The sequence below is a fragment of the Alteromonas sp. ISO5 genome (assembly GCF_058105165.1).
The window spans coordinates 4,382,783-4,396,151 of sequence record NZ_CM176572.1 but is presented as its reverse complement, the minus strand read 5'-3'; the positions used below and the strand labels follow the sequence as shown (position 1 = coordinate 4,396,151).

General features: G+C 45.2%; 15 protein-coding genes and 1 pseudogene. 7 read left to right on the top strand and 9 right to left on the bottom strand.

The annotated features are described in order from the left end of the window. Positions 1 to 23: 23 nt before the first annotated feature. The gene (locus AC2T0J_RS19730; protein WP_489807448.1) at positions 24 to 641 is read left to right on the top strand and encodes a DUF4272 domain-containing protein; all 618 of its coding nucleotides are present in this window, start codon (positions 24 to 26) and stop codon (positions 639 to 641) included. Between the two features lie 437 nt (positions 642 to 1,078). Here AC2T0J_RS19730 and AC2T0J_RS19725 read toward each other — a convergent pair whose 3' ends face one another. Together AC2T0J_RS19725 and AC2T0J_RS19720 are read right to left on the bottom strand one after the other, a co-directional pair. After that, on the bottom strand, positions 1,079 to 1,531 hold the full coding sequence (locus tag AC2T0J_RS19725; protein WP_489807447.1) for an Rrf2 family transcriptional regulator: 453 nt from the start codon (positions 1,529 to 1,531) through the stop codon (positions 1,079 to 1,081). Positions 1,532 to 1,908: 377 nt separating this feature from the next. Beyond that, positions 1,909 to 2,037, bottom strand: a pseudogene (locus AC2T0J_RS19720) (IS30 family transposase); the annotation flags it as partial. Between the two features lie 113 nt (positions 2,038 to 2,150). Here AC2T0J_RS19720 and AC2T0J_RS19715 point away from each other — a divergent pair. The 4 genes from AC2T0J_RS19715 (at position 2,151) to AC2T0J_RS19700 (ending at position 5,006) form a co-directional block, all read left to right on the top strand. Then, positions 2,151 to 2,765, top strand: coding sequence for a class I SAM-dependent methyltransferase (locus AC2T0J_RS19715; RefSeq protein ID WP_489807446.1), 615 nt, complete (start codon positions 2,151 to 2,153; stop codon positions 2,763 to 2,765). A gap of 240 nt (positions 2,766 to 3,005) precedes the next feature. Next, the gene (locus tag AC2T0J_RS19710; RefSeq protein ID WP_489807445.1) at positions 3,006 to 3,656 is read left to right on the top strand and encodes a peroxiredoxin; all 651 of its coding nucleotides are present in this window, start codon (positions 3,006 to 3,008) and stop codon (positions 3,654 to 3,656) included. Positions 3,657 to 3,719: 63 nt separating this feature from the next. Then, a complete protein-coding gene (locus AC2T0J_RS19705) occupies positions 3,720 to 4,583 on the top strand; it encodes an MBL fold metallo-hydrolase (RefSeq protein WP_489807444.1) in 864 nt (287 codons plus the stop codon). A gap of 141 nt (positions 4,584 to 4,724) precedes the next feature. Next, entirely contained in the window at positions 4,725 to 5,006 is a 282-nt protein-coding gene (locus AC2T0J_RS19700) for a helix-turn-helix domain-containing protein (RefSeq protein WP_489807443.1), read from the top strand. A 269-nt stretch (positions 5,007 to 5,275) separates the two neighbouring features. Here AC2T0J_RS19700 and tnpC read toward each other — a convergent pair whose 3' ends face one another. From tnpC to AC2T0J_RS19665, 7 genes are all read right to left on the bottom strand, one after another. After that, a complete protein-coding gene (gene tnpC, locus AC2T0J_RS19695; RefSeq protein WP_489806275.1) occupies positions 5,276 to 6,778 on the bottom strand; it encodes an IS66 family transposase in 1,503 nt (500 codons plus the stop codon). 86 nt (positions 6,779 to 6,864) lie between these two features. Next, positions 6,865 to 7,215 (bottom strand): IS66 family insertion sequence element accessory protein TnpB, encoded by a 351-nt coding sequence (gene tnpB, locus AC2T0J_RS19690; RefSeq protein ID WP_489806274.1) that lies wholly within the window; start codon positions 7,213 to 7,215, stop codon positions 6,865 to 6,867. Next, positions 7,212 to 7,526 carry an IS66 family insertion sequence element accessory protein TnpA gene (gene tnpA, locus AC2T0J_RS19685; protein WP_489806273.1) on the bottom strand — a complete coding sequence of 105 codons (315 nt, stop codon included), beginning with the start codon at positions 7,524 to 7,526 and terminating at the stop codon, positions 7,212 to 7,214. The genes tnpB and tnpA overlap by 4 nt, the downstream gene beginning before the upstream one ends. Positions 7,527 to 7,697: 171 nt before the next feature. Next, positions 7,698 to 7,916 (bottom strand): hypothetical protein, encoded by a 219-nt coding sequence (locus AC2T0J_RS19680; RefSeq protein WP_489807442.1) that lies wholly within the window; start codon positions 7,914 to 7,916, stop codon positions 7,698 to 7,700. 46 nt (positions 7,917 to 7,962) lie between these two features. Then, the gene (locus AC2T0J_RS19675; protein ID WP_489807441.1) at positions 7,963 to 9,330 is read right to left on the bottom strand and encodes an anti-phage deoxyguanosine triphosphatase; all 1,368 of its coding nucleotides are present in this window, start codon (positions 9,328 to 9,330) and stop codon (positions 7,963 to 7,965) included. Positions 9,331 to 9,343: 13 nt separating this feature from the next. Further along, entirely contained in the window at positions 9,344 to 9,949 is a 606-nt protein-coding gene (gene yfbR / locus AC2T0J_RS19670) for a 5'-deoxynucleotidase (RefSeq protein ID WP_489807440.1), read from the bottom strand. Next, complete coding sequence (locus tag AC2T0J_RS19665; RefSeq protein ID WP_489807439.1) at positions 9,949 to 11,175, bottom strand: pyridoxal phosphate-dependent aminotransferase; 1,227 nt, start codon at positions 11,173 to 11,175, stop codon at positions 9,949 to 9,951. Before AC2T0J_RS19665 ends, yfbR begins: the two co-directional genes overlap by 1 nt. Positions 11,176 to 11,368: 193 nt before the next feature. Between AC2T0J_RS19665 and AC2T0J_RS19660 the strand changes: the two genes are divergently transcribed. Together AC2T0J_RS19660 and AC2T0J_RS19655 are read left to right on the top strand one after the other, a co-directional pair. Then, positions 11,369 to 11,863 carry a hypothetical protein gene (locus tag AC2T0J_RS19660; protein ID WP_489807438.1) on the top strand — a complete coding sequence of 165 codons (495 nt, stop codon included), beginning with the start codon at positions 11,369 to 11,371 and terminating at the stop codon, positions 11,861 to 11,863. A gap of 182 nt (positions 11,864 to 12,045) precedes the next feature. Further along, positions 12,046 to 12,840, top strand: coding sequence for a DUF2189 domain-containing protein (locus tag AC2T0J_RS19655; RefSeq protein WP_489807437.1), 795 nt, complete (start codon positions 12,046 to 12,048; stop codon positions 12,838 to 12,840). Positions 12,841 to 13,369: the final 529 nt, after the last annotated feature.

Genomic DNA, 13,369 nt, shown 5'->3' with positions numbered 1-13,369 from the left:
TTAGGGCTCTCTGAAAGAAGAGTATGGAAGAATTTACATCCAGAACCACAAACTACCTTGCTTCGGTCGGTATCGAAGTGCCTGCGCATCTTCCGACAATTCAGGGGATGGATGAGGTCACGCCAAGAAGCGCGAAAGACGTAGCTGGAAGGCTCAGTGCTCTCGCTTATGTCATTGGTCTCGGTTTTGGTGCAAAAGGTAGCGATCTTTCGGAGCAACTTCAAAAGTACGACCTAATGTCCTTCGTAAGCGAACGCGAAAAAAGACTGCTTCGCGAAGAAGTTATTGGCGACCAAGACAAAGTAGATATGTCTTGGCAAACGGAATGTGCCCAGGCCCTAGCATGGTGCATTGGCCTTGTTGAACTCGACCACTTTCGTCACTATGATAACGATTTAGCCCAAAAGATTCCATTCAAAATAGATCCGAGTGAATTCATTAAAAGTGCCAAGCTGAGACCGGTTACCGAAATTCAAGCGCAGTCAGACTTGCTTTATAGAATGCACTGGTATGTGAGAAACTGCCGACTTGCTGGGCGAGAATGCGATCTGAGTGAAAGCATTGTCTCAGAGCGACGAAAAGCCATTGATTGGGCTTATGGTGTTGAGGAGGACTGGGATGAAGTGCCAATGGATACCTAGCCCTAACAATCGCAGGCACAGGGACAAAGTTTCCGCTGCGCTTCAGGCGGCCCGTGTTCAAGGCTTTGAATGTCCATTGTTTGTCTATTGAGGTCAGTCATCTCCAGCTATAGGTCGGCTGTGTACCTCGAAGCGGCAGTTCAATCGTCGGTGTAACTGTCAGATTGTGTATGGGAAGTACAGCCAATGATAACGCATGAATATTTTCAAAAGTTTAATCAGAAGCTAAAAAAACTTGTTCCACGTTGCCGGAGTTCTGGTCTGACCTAAAACGTTAAGTTTGTTCCACAATAAAGCCACCCAGTGGCCTATTCAGATGAAAATTTCCAGCACGTGACAATTAATCCACGCCTCAACAATCTTGTCGGTGCTAGAGTGCTTAAGTAGCAGCCACATCATAAAGTATATGATTACGCCAGCAGTATTGTAAAAACGCTTTATTTTAACTCAATGGCGTCTATCGCTAAGTGCATGGCAAGCGCGCCTTCTCTACCTTCTACTAAATCGTGCAAGCAATATTGATCGAGTTCAGCAATAAACTTGCTTGTTGCATCTTGAAGTATGATTTTTAGTCGGCACGCTGGCGAAATTACACACCTGTTAGTTGGAGAGGCAAAGCACTCAACCAACGCCACATCTTCTATTGTTAACCTGAAAACCTCGCCCAAGTTTATTAGTTTGGCCTCTTTTGCCAACCTAATGCCGCCTCCGCGCCCTTTTATACTAATGACGTAGCCATGCTCAATGAGCATGGTAATCACTTTTTTTAAATGGTTGAAAGACACAAAATAGGCGTCAGCAATCTCACTAGTTTTTACATTTTTATTTTTTCGCAGCGAAAGATAGATCAAAACACGAAATGCTAGATTGGTAAAAGTATTGATTTTCATAGATATCTAGAAAAAACGATTGACTTAATCGATAAGATTTTACCGCACCACAAAAATTAAATATATATTTAGAATGCACTTTAATATAGGTTTGGTAATAACTTATATTAAAATGAAATAAGTTGTCGGTATGATTATTCTTGGCTACATCGCTGCTGATGGGAATGGTATTAGGCGTAATAGGCGGAGGGGGCTCAATCCTTATCGTGCCTATCCTCGTTTATTGATGGGCGTTACGCCAGGCATCGCCACCGGCTATTCTTTACTTATTGTGGGGGCTACAGCAGCATTCGGCGCGGTAAGGTATTCCAGGTAAGGTTTAGTTGACGTTAAAGCGTCTATTTTATTTGCCATACCTTCCATCATTGCTGTTTACCTTTCACGGGCCTATCTAATGCCCGCCATTCCCCAAACCATCTCTTTCCAATCTCCCGATAACTGAAACCCTCGCGTAGGTAGGCTTCGATCTGGTATCGTTGTCCCTCGATCAACGGCTTGTAACTCATGGTAATACTCTAATTGTTTGGCGACGTTAGAATACCACCAACAGGCAGTTGATAGTCTGTCACCCATTAACCATGAGTGGTGCACTTATTATCTGAATTCGGGAGAGAAAATTATGAAAGATATGTGGAATGAACGCTACAGCACTACAGAGTATGCGTATGGTAAAGAGCCAAACACCTTTTTCGCAGAGGCCCTCACAAAATATCAGCCAGAAGGAAAAATTCTACTTCCTTGTGAAGGAGAAGGACGGAATGCAGTATTCGCGGCTAAAGCAGGGCTAGAAGTTTCAGCCTTCGATATCAGCGAGAAAGGAGCGCTTAAAGCGCTGGCTTTAGCAAAGAGTGAAGGTGTGTCTATTCGTTACGAGGTTGGCAATTTTCAGGATGCTCAACTAGAAGAAAGCAGTTATGACATCGCCGCACTTATATTCGCCCACTTTCCCGCTAATATACTTCATCTTTGCCATCGAAAAGTTGCGAAGGCTTTGAAAAGTGATGGGCTCATCATTATTGAGGCCTTCCATGATGAGCATCAACATTATCAAAATAAAAATCCTGATGTTGGTGGTCCTAAAGATACGAGTATGCTCTTTACAAGTGAAACTATTGAAAGAGACTTTTCAGATTTTTCAACTCTCTATCTGGATACGTGTCAGGTAAATTTGAGTGAAGGTCAATATCATAATGGTCTTAGCAATGTCCTGAGATATATTGGCAAGAAGAACTAAGTGAATTCTGTTTCGTTTAACGAATCAATTGAACAGTTTTGAGTCGCTACCATTACTCACTGACATCAGTAAGATGAACAAAGTAACGCATACGCTTCACGGTGCATTGTTGTAATTTCTTTAAGCACAATCAACTAATCCAATGCTAACAATCAAATAATTAGATTAGATTATTCTAATATATTCACATATATTTAATGTGTAAGTTAAATACACATTTAGACAGAAGAGAGCTTTATCATGACAACAGAAACTCAAAACAACGTAACTTTTCCACAATTAAACCGTCCTGCACCAGATTTTTGTGCAAAAACAACGCACGGTGAAAAATCACTTTCTGATTACAAAGGTAAGTGGCTAGTGCTTTTCTCTCATCCTGCTGACTTTACACCAGTATGTACGACAGAATTCATTGGCTTTGCTAACGCGGCTGACAAGTTTGCTTCTCTTAATACCGAGCTGCTTGGGCTTTCAATTGACAGTACGCACTCGCACATTGCTTGGGTTCGAAACATTAAAGAGAAATTTGGCGTAACGATCCCTTTCCCAATCATTGCTGATTTATCTATGGAAGTGGCTAAGGCGTACGGCATGGTTCAGCCTGGCGCAAGTGATACCTCTGCGGTTCGCGCAACCTTCATTATCGACCCTGAAGGTATTTTACGTGCCATGGTTTACTACCCAATGAGCAACGGCCGCGCAGTAAGCGAGTTTGTAAGACTTGTTGAAGCACTACAAACCAGTGATGCGAATAGCTGTGCAACCCCTGAAAACTGGAAGGTTGGTGAAGAAGTCATTGTACCACCCCCACACACTATCGAAGATGCAGAAAGTAGAGAAGCAGCAGGCTACAACTATGTTGACTGGTACTTCTGTAAAAAAGCGCTGTAACTAAAAATCACAAGCCGGTGGCATGAAGTTCATGCCACCGAATTCGAAAGTTAGGAGAGCATCATGCATATAGAAATTACTTCTTTCTTAGACGATGATAGTGAAACCTTTACTTATGTCGTTGAAGATAAAACGTCGTCAAAAGCGGTAGTCATCGATCCCGTTTTAGATTTTGACTACAGTGCAGGCCGTGTATATACTGCCAGCGCACAAAACATTGCAGACTTTATTGATGAGCGAGGCTTATCGGTAGAGTGGGTTTTAGAAACCCATGCCCACGCTGATCACTTGTCAGCCGCGCCATTTTTTAAGCGCAAATACGACGCAAAAATTGGTATTGGGGCACGTATCACAGAAGTGCAAAAAACCTTTAAAGCACTATTCAATCTAGAGAAAGAGTTTCTACCTAACGGCGCTCAGTTCGATAGGTTATTTGAAGAAGGCGAGATGCTTGAAGTTGGCAATATGCGTTTTCAGGTGATGCATTTACCAGGACATACACCAGCAGATATTGCTTATTTACTTAATAACGAGTCGATATTTGTGGGTGACACCTTGTTTATGCCTGATGTGGGCACCGCAAGATGTGATTTCCCTGGTGGCAGTGCAACTACCCTATATGACTCTATACATCGCATTTTAGCGCTTCCCGAAGAGACAAATATCTACGTTTGCCATGACTATCCTACTAAGCATCGGACACATGAATGCAAAGTAACTGTTGGCGAGCAGCGTGAGTATAACATTCACGTTAAAGATGGTGTTTCAAAGGAGGAGTTTGTAAAGATGCGCGAAGCACGAGATGCAACTCTAAGTATGCCTAGACTCATTTTGCCATCTATTCAAATTAACGTGAGAGCGGGTGAGTTACCGCCGCCAGAGCATAACGAAGTCAGCTATATCAAGGTGCCTATTAATCAACTGTGAGGTGAATAATAAAAACACCAAAGTTTACCTTAGTGAAGTAAAAACTGAAGTTGAAGAAGTGACAGTAGACGACCTAATGGTGGTACTTGTTGAATTGTGGTAAAAAACTAATCCACTTCACCCCATAATTTGCATCGTTTAATGACTCCTGCGGCTCTTGTGGCAGGAGAAAACGGAGTGATAGATGTGCCATTATTAAGTGTGATCAGGCGCTGGCATTTCAGCGATGGACTGTCACAGCGAGAAATTGCCAGACGAACTGGCTTATCCAGAAACACCATTCGCAAATACCTCAACAGTAAAATCGTTGAACCCAGTTATCCTAGGCGCAGACATCTAAGAAACTGGATGAGTACGACCAGTGGTTGTGCGACTGGCTTTGTAAAGAATCAAAGAAACCACGTAAGCAACGCAAATCGGTAAAGTTGCTGCATCGGGCTTTAGTGGCTCGTATGACCGGGTGGCGGCGTTTGTCAGGCTGTGGCAGAAAGAACAAAAGTTTCTGACGAATAAACAGGCCTATGTACCGTTAAAGTTTGCTCTGGGCGAAGCCTTTAACCGGTACCACCCAAAGGTCTGCGCGGGTGATTATATGCAGCCATTGGTGGTGGATCGCGAGGATTTGCGCGGGCTGATTACAGCCGGCAAAAAGCACGATAAGCTCGTTCGCCGTATCCGTCCGGCAATACCACCTAGCGCTTATCAAACTGCCATGGTAGCAGTTGCTCGATATCGGCGTCGGGCTTGCTGACTTCATCAAGGCATGTCATTACATACTCGAACACATTGAGGTCGTTGGCTTTTGCGGTTTCAATGATGCTATAAAGCACCGCACTGGCATTTGCGCCCGTGGCGGTTTGGCTAAACAGCCAGTTTTTTCTGCCGATGACGAACGGTTTAATCGCGCGCTCAGCGCGATTATTATCTATATTCAGTAATCCATCGAGTGTGTAGCGTGCAAGCTTTTCCCATTGGTTTAAGCAGTATTGTATCGCTTCACCTAATTTGGTTTTCGGCAGCACCTGTTGAACCGATTTCGCTAGCCATGTATGGAGCTGATTGAGTAACGGCAGGCTCTTTTCTTGTCGGGTGAGGTAGCGTTCTTCCACCGTTTTATCTTTTAACTGGGTTTCGATGCGGTAGAGTTTTTGGATGTGATTGAGTGCCCAATCCGCTTTGCCACTGCCTTTTTTACCCGCGCCTTTCTTCGCTTCCATAAACTTACGGCGGGCATGTGCCCAGCACCCGACGAGTGTGGCTTGCGTTTGCTCGTAGCCTTGATAACCATCCACTTGTAGGTAACCGTTATAGCCATCAAGGAAGTCTACCGCGCATTGCCCAGCTCGACTATTGTGATAGTCGTAGAGCACGATGTTAGGTATCGCTGTATCGGGGATATTACCGCTAGGTGAATCAGCGCCACTGGCATATAGCCACATATAGCTATTCACTTTCTCAGACTCAATCACCTTCAACGTGGTTTCATCCGCAGCGATAACCGGTTGTTGCAGCAGGTGTTGATGAAGTTGGTCATAAAGGGGTTTAAACAACTCAGCGCAGCGGATTATCCAGTCCGCCATCGTCTTACGGCTGAGTTCAATACCATGCTGCTTAAACATGGCCTCTTGACGATAAAGCGGTAGCCCATACTGATATTTGCTGGTGATGATTTGCGCTAATAAGCTTGGCGTTGCATAACCTTTTGGGATAACGCAGTGAGGCACAGGAGCTTGCTTTACCTTATTGCTGATACCGTCGTTCTCACAAGTACGGCACGCATATTTAGGGCGAACATGCTCAATCACTTTGACCTGAGCAGGGATAAACTGAAGCTTCTCTGACTTATCTTCACCGATGCGATGTAATTCACCCGAACAACAGCCACAGATTTTTTCTTCATCCGTAATATCGTGAACGATAACCTCACGGGGAAGGTCTTTGGGTAGCGGTTTACGTACCGGCTTTTTACGGGTGTAGCTAATCGTTTCTTCGGCGGTTTCAGCCTCAACAACCAGTTCTTCCGCTTCATTGAACAACTCACCTTGCCCAGGGTGGCCTTCGGTGCTTTTACCAAACTGCTTATGCTGGGCAATACGAAACTGCTCTTCAAGGTATTGATTACGAGACATGACTTGCGACAACATCTTTTTCAATGTTGCTGGATCGTCGGGTAAGTTTTCGATATCAATATTCATGACGTTATTATCATGCAATAAGCCACTGATTACCCGACATTATTAAGACCGTTTGGTGATCGATAATCGCGACTTATGATCACAGGTTATAAGCCGGATGTATTGTAGTGCAATGGCTGATGGCCTATGACATCGTAGCCCGATAACAGCCATTGTAGCTGTTGTTCACTCACGTGCAGTTGTTGCAATTCCGTCTCGACAGGCCACTTAAACCGATGCTTCTCGAGACGTTTATACCAGAGTGCAAAGCCCGTTTTATCCCAGTAGAGTATTTTGACTTTATCGCGCTTTTTATTGCAAAACACAAACAGTGCATCGCGAAACGGATTAAGGTTCATGTCTTGCTCGACCACTACAATCAAGCCATTAATGGATTTGCGGAAGTCGACGATATCCATGTATAGATAAATATCGGCAGGCTCAACGAACATCTTCATTCGGCCAATGCCTTCATCACAGTAGCAACCCAATGAGGACTCATGTTCGTTGGCACGCTCAATTGAGCGTCTCCGAGTTGCAGGAGAAGGTCGCCCCCCATTTCTTCGGTGTATGACTCAATCTTCGTGACTTCGCGTTTCACTTGAACGAACTTGCTGCTTGTTCGTTGAAGCAGAATATCACGACGCCTGGTATAGTAGGTTTGAACGTTAATCTGCTGCTGGCGACAAAACTCCACCGCAGTGAGTCCGCTTTGTTTTTGTTGCTCAAATAGATTGAGCCAATCTTGCACTTCTCTTCGTTGCTGCATGATCATTCTCCTTTGCATAAAAGAACACCATGCCGTAGCTAACTTATGAATTGAATGTGGGGATTACCGGACGCTCACCGTTCGCCAGTGGTTTAAGCTGTTGCTTGTCGGAGGACGTACTGAAGTGCCAGATGTTGTGATGTTGATTAAAGTTAAGGTTAGACTTCAGAGTCAACGAAAGATTTTCATTGTCGAGAATTTGTTCGCGAAGTCGTGTAACAAGACACAATGGTGAGAATTATCACAAACCGGCTCTTCAACGGTCCAGTCAATGCTTCCGGTTACCTGAAAGTCGCCGCCTTTGGCAATCTTATTGGCCAGCAACGAGGCACAGCAGGGCAGTGCTGCGATGAAAATGACAATTAAAAATGCAAGACGCAAATAGCGCATAAGAGGCTTCCTTGCCCATTACAATAAAAACTGTCGCTCCTGAATGCTAGAGCGACAGGGTATCCAGCACGCCGCCACGTTTAGGCACAAACATATTGGAATAAAGGCGGGCGGCAAATTCGTCGGTCATGCCAGAGATATAATCGGCAATCACGCGGTGGCCGTTGCCTTGTTCCTCGGCCTGAATCCAGCGTACACGTGTATTTTCCGGTAGCAGGCGGGTAGGGTCGGAGCTGAATGCTTCAAAAAGCTCCATTACCACCTGCTGGCCCTTATACTCCAGTAATTGCACCTCGGGTTTACGAATAACCTTACGATAAACAAACTGTTTAAACAGTGTCAGTGCCTCACTGTGGTGATGAGGCAATACGGCCTGATAACATAATAGCGGGTGGCTGAACTGCGGGTTTTCCTCGATGCAGATGGCCGTGATAAAACAATTAACTAAAGCGCCAATGGCGTTTTTACGCTCATACTGCTCAATGCTAAATAACCGGTCGCCGAGCTTGCTGATGGTGTCAGATAACCAGGGTACCTGTAGCTCAATCAGCGGTTTTTCCAGTTCTTCAGTGAATTCAGTCCGTTTTACCATGCCCATTACAATGGCGTCTTCTAGGTCATGAATACCGTAGGCAATATCGTCAGCCAGTTCCATTACGCTACAGTCAAAAGACTTATGCCGGGTTTTACTGTGTTTGCTATCGCTTTGGTTATACGTCATAAAGGCATCGCGCTCTTCAGGTTTGAGCGGTTCAAGTAACCAGTCGAAGAGGTTTTCATCGCAGCGGAACAAGCCCTTGGGCGGATGCCACTGTTCAGCTTTCACCTGACGCATGCGCAAATCATCTGCCGGTACAATGCCCTGATTGGTCAGCGTGTCGATAAAATTGGGGTATTTTACCAGCCCCAGTACACTGCGACGGCTCAGGTTCATCCCATGTTCTGCGGTATAGGGTTCCAGTCGTGTAACAATGCGAAACGTCTGGCCATTGCCCTCGAAGCCGCCGTGCTGGTGCATCATGTAATGCAGTGCTATTTCACCACCATGGCCAAAGGGTGGATGACCGATATCGTGGGCCAGGCAAAGGGTTTCTATTAAATAGGGATCGAGACTGACATAGTCGGTTAAGCGGGGAAATTTACCTTGCAGTTGCGCGGTGATCCCGGTGCCGATTTGTGCCGCTTCCAGTGAATGTGTCAGGCGTGTTCGGTAGAAATCACTCAAGCCAACGCCGAGCACCTGGGTCTTAGCTTGCAAGCGTCGAAACGCTGCAGAGTGCAATACTCGGGCTTTATCACGCTGGAAGGGAGAACGGTGATCGCCATCCCTTGCCTGGGTGCGTGGCAGGCGGCGTTGCTGCCAGTCGGTTTGCCAGTCAGCGTTGTCAGATAAATCGGATTGCGATGTTGGCATACTGGCTCCTGCTTTACTCGCCGTATTCTTCCTGGGTGATTTCATCCAGACTCAAAGAGAAGCTGGGGACATATTGCTTCAAAAAATAGTCAACTTCTTCGGAGTGGTAATCTTTAAGCATTTTATCCAGGCGCTTTTTAGCCAGCGTGAATTCACGGTTTCCGGCGCTAAGTTCTTCCAGTGTTTTTAAATAAGCGCAAATAACGTCCGCGGCTTTCACGATAAAGGCTTCGTCTTCACTATGATGTTCACCACTGATCAACTCTGCGTAATCGTCCCGGAAGGGCTCCGGCGCCATATCAATAAGCTTTTGTTCAGCGATTTTTTCGATTTTTTTATATTCTGCTTTTATCGCCGGGTTGTAATACTTTACCGGCGTAGGGAGATCGCCGGTAAGCACTTCTGACACATCGTGGAACATGGCCAGGGTGGCAATCCGATCGGGATTCAGCCGACCATCAAAAAAACGGTTACGAATAAGTGCCAGGGCATGCGCCACCATGGCCACCTGCAGGCTGTGTTCCTGAACGTTTTCAATGCGTACGTTATGCATAAGCGGCCAGCGATGGATCAGCTTCATCCTGGCCAGATGAGCAAAGAAATGGCTGTTGTCGGCCATTACTTTTTGCCTTTTTGACGGTAGCCGTTAAAAAAGTTTTCGATGCGATCCAGGGCCGGGCCAAGAATGTCGCTGTGCGGCAGAAAGACGAGCCTGAAGTAAATCCCTTCTTTTAAGTTAAAGGCGCTGCCATGCACCAGCAATATTTTCTCACTGCTTAATAAATCCAGAATCATCTGTTCATCGTTGGCGATATTAAACTTTTCGGCATCCACTTTGGCAAAGCAGTACATAGCACCGTTGGGCGCTACACAGGAAATACCGTCTATATCATTCAGGCGTCGGGCTGCCAGGTCACGCTGGATTTGCAGGCGACCGCCAGGCTTAATCAGGTCGTTAATACTCTGATAACCGCCCAGTGCAGTCTGAATTGCGCTCTGGCAGGGCACATTGGCGCACATCCGCATAGAAGAGAGAATATTTAACCCTTCAATATAATGCTTGGCTACCCGTTTGTTACCGGAGACCACCAGCCAACCGGCACGGAAGCCTGCCACACGGTAATTTTTCGATAAACCGCTGAAGGTAACAAAGAACACGTCATCTGCTAGCGAGGCAATGCAGGTGTGCTTCGCTTCGTTGTATAAAATTTTGTCGTAAATTTCGTCTGAATAAACTACCAGCTCGTGTTCGCGTGCGAGTTCAACTATTTGCTGTAAAAGTTCTTTACTGTACACGGCGCCCGTTGGGTTATTCGGATTAATCAGCACAATGGCTTTGGTTTTCTTGGTGATCTTGCTTTTAATATCGTCAATATCCGGAAACCAGCCGGCTTGTTCATCACAGCGATAATGCACCGGTGTGCCAGAAGATAGGCTGACCGCAGCCGTCCACAGTGGATAATCCGGGCTGGGTAGCAGCACTTCATCACCCATATTCAGCAACGCCTGCATGGCAATCATGATCATTTCACTCACGCCATTACCAATGAACACATCGTCAACCTGAATATTATGAATGTTCATTTGCTGGTAGTACTGCATCACGGCAACACGTGCTGCGTAAATACCGGTAGAGTCAGAATAGCCCTGTGATGTTGGCAGATTATGAATGACGTCTTTGAGGATATCGTCGGGGGCATCAAAACCAAACGGGGCAGGGTTGCCAATATTCAGTTTGAGAATGCGATGGCCTTCGTCTTCCATCTTGCGAGCCTGCGCGGCGATCGGACCGCGAATGTCATAACAAACGTTATCTAACTTGTGCGAACTGTGTACCGGTTTCATCTTAAACTACTTAAATTACGGGGCTTTCAGGGTATCGCATCGGACTATACGCTGTTAAGCAAATTTTGCGCTTTAGCGCAAATATATTGCATAAACTGTTACAAAAACCGACTTGAGCCAGTAAAGAGGAAGGGCTATAACTCAAAATAGTGCTTTTGAGAGATAAATATTGTTTGGTACGGGGGGTTCGGATATGCGCCATTCATATGTCGTTGTTGACCACAATGCCGGTGACCACAGTGCCGGGGTAGGGCATTACCCGGGTGAGAGCAGGGTATCCGTGAAACCTGTAGATGGTGCCATGGTGTGTTGTGGCATTTATGGTGTATTCGAACACACGGGCATCTGGGTTGATGGTTATATTATTGAACTGCACGGTAGCGGTCTGGTGAAAGCCGTTTCACCGCAACGATTTTTAAACGACCGCAGCGGTGAAAATATTTACATGGTCTGCGATAAAGATCTGCATCCGCTGGTAGCCGAAGGTTCAGCCGAGCGAGCCGTATCGCGGATCTTTACTTATATTGAATATCATCCCTGGGGCAATAATTGTCATCGATTCACCTTTGACTGTGCCACCGGGCAAAAAAGCTCGGTTTGTAGCTTCTATGATTTTAACCTAGCGTTGAATCGCTATTTTCACCGTCGGCTTTCCTGGCAGCCGGTACGCACCGGCCATTCGTATTAAAAGTTAATATTTTTATTGTTAATAAATTGTGAACTTTTGTGATTGGATCTATCGTATATATAACGGTGGGGAAGATTCTGAAGTAATGAACACCGGTTCGCTCAGAAGATCGGTAAATATCGTGGATAAGTGAATGTTCCCCTGTTTTGCGCTTAACAGTAACCACTGAGGGAAGTGAATTTATGTCACAACACTTTAAAGAAACACCCCAGAACGCCATTACCGACAGTGGCATTGCCAGGGTTATTCCCTGTAAGGAGCTCGATGTCGGCGACCCCATTAAGTGGTTGTCGCTGGGTTTCCAGGACTTATTAAAAACGCCGTTATTGTCAGTATTCTATGGCTTACTATTTGCTGTGATCCCCTGGCTGATTTCATTTTTAGTGGCCATGACCGGCTGGCATTTAATTATTTTGCCCTCAATCGTGTGTTTTATGCTGATTGGACCGTTTTTGGCGGCTGGATTGTACGATATCAGTTGGGAACATGAAAAAGGCCATAAGCCCACTTTATCTCATTCGCTACGCGCTATGCGCCGAAATGCGGTAAATGAATGGGGCTTTGGAATTCTGCTGATGATCCTGATGATTTTCTGGCTGCGTGTCGCCTCCTTAATCCATGCACTGTATCCACAACATCAGATCGAGAGTCTGGAAAGTCTGATGCCATTCCTGATCCTCGGTACTGGTATTGGTGCATTGTTTTGTATCGGCATGTTTTTCGTCACTGCATTTACGCAGCCCATCCTGCTGGAGCGTAAGGTTGATTTAGCCACTGCAGTAATGACCAGTATTAACGCGGTATGGGTCAATAAAGTGCCTATGTTTATCTGGGCTGGTATTATTTTCTCGCTCGTTGCCATTGGCTTTGTTACCGGGTTTATTGGTTTTATTGTGCTGATGCCATTGCTCGGTTATGCCTCCTGGCATGGTTACATTGATGCCATCGAAACCAAACGGCAACGTGAATACGCCTGATCCAGTTCTCAACCTCTCCTTCAATCTTAGTCGGGTAGCCGGGCAAATAGCCCGGCTGCCCGTCAGTTTCTGATGTTACTCTTCCCCAAAGCAATTGCGCGTTACTTAATGTCATTAAGGATTAAATAAAACATCCTGCTGATGCCGATTATCTCTCTGGGTGACTTTCAAAAAATCAATTTTTCATCGATTTTACATTATTTCTGTAATTAAATTACAGAGCGGGAGGGCCGAAAGGACGTTATTATCGACTTAAATTGTATAATTTTGTAAATAATTGTCTGGATCAAGCTAAAAACTTTCAGAATTGACCGTGTTTTTTAGAACTTTTTTGAATCCAAATCCTGATAGATATTCTGAATGATAATATTTATTTAAAAAATAACCAATTAAAACAATAGCATGATGTGTTGATTGGCCGTTAACATTATAATTTACGCTATTTTCACCAACCCTATACAATAATAAAACAGTAATTTTCTTTCAGTTAGGGCATAAATATAGTGCACCAACGAGAAACGTTCAGCGC

What these genes read in the sequence shown, in the direction of transcription:
- AC2T0J_RS19730 (WP_489807448.1), top strand. Translation starts at nt 24, where the DNA reads ATGGAAGAATTTACATCCAGAACCACAAACTACCTTGCTTCGGTCGGT.
- AC2T0J_RS19725 (WP_489807447.1), bottom strand. Translation starts at nt 1,531, where the DNA reads ATGAAAATCAATACTTTTACCAATCTAGCATTTCGTGTTTTGATCTAT.
- AC2T0J_RS19715 (WP_489807446.1), top strand. Translation starts at nt 2,151, where the DNA reads ATGAAAGATATGTGGAATGAACGCTACAGCACTACAGAGTATGCGTAT.
- AC2T0J_RS19710 (WP_489807445.1), top strand. Translation starts at nt 3,006, where the DNA reads ATGACAACAGAAACTCAAAACAACGTAACTTTTCCACAATTAAACCGT.
- AC2T0J_RS19705 (WP_489807444.1), top strand. Translation starts at nt 3,720, where the DNA reads ATGCATATAGAAATTACTTCTTTCTTAGACGATGATAGTGAAACCTTT.
- AC2T0J_RS19700 (WP_489807443.1), top strand. Translation starts at nt 4,725, where the DNA reads ATGACTCCTGCGGCTCTTGTGGCAGGAGAAAACGGAGTGATAGATGTG.
- tnpC (WP_489806275.1), bottom strand. Translation starts at nt 6,778, where the DNA reads ATGAATATTGATATCGAAAACTTACCCGACGATCCAGCAACATTGAAA.
- tnpB (WP_489806274.1), bottom strand. Translation starts at nt 7,215, where the DNA reads ATGAAGATGTTCGTTGAGCCTGCCGATATTTATCTATACATGGATATC.
- tnpA (WP_489806273.1), bottom strand. Translation starts at nt 7,526, where the DNA reads ATGCAGCAACGAAGAGAAGTGCAAGATTGGCTCAATCTATTTGAGCAA.
- AC2T0J_RS19680 (WP_489807442.1), bottom strand. Translation starts at nt 7,916, where the DNA reads ATGCGCTATTTGCGTCTTGCATTTTTAATTGTCATTTTCATCGCAGCA.
- AC2T0J_RS19675 (WP_489807441.1), bottom strand. Translation starts at nt 9,330, where the DNA reads ATGCCAACATCGCAATCCGATTTATCTGACAACGCTGACTGGCAAACC.
- yfbR (WP_489807440.1), bottom strand. Translation starts at nt 9,949, where the DNA reads ATGGCCGACAACAGCCATTTCTTTGCTCATCTGGCCAGGATGAAGCTG.
- AC2T0J_RS19665 (WP_489807439.1), bottom strand. Translation starts at nt 11,175, where the DNA reads ATGAAACCGGTACACAGTTCGCACAAGTTAGATAACGTTTGTTATGAC.
- AC2T0J_RS19660 (WP_489807438.1), top strand. Translation starts at nt 11,369, where the DNA reads ATGCGCCATTCATATGTCGTTGTTGACCACAATGCCGGTGACCACAGT.
- AC2T0J_RS19655 (WP_489807437.1), top strand. Translation starts at nt 12,046, where the DNA reads ATGTCACAACACTTTAAAGAAACACCCCAGAACGCCATTACCGACAGT.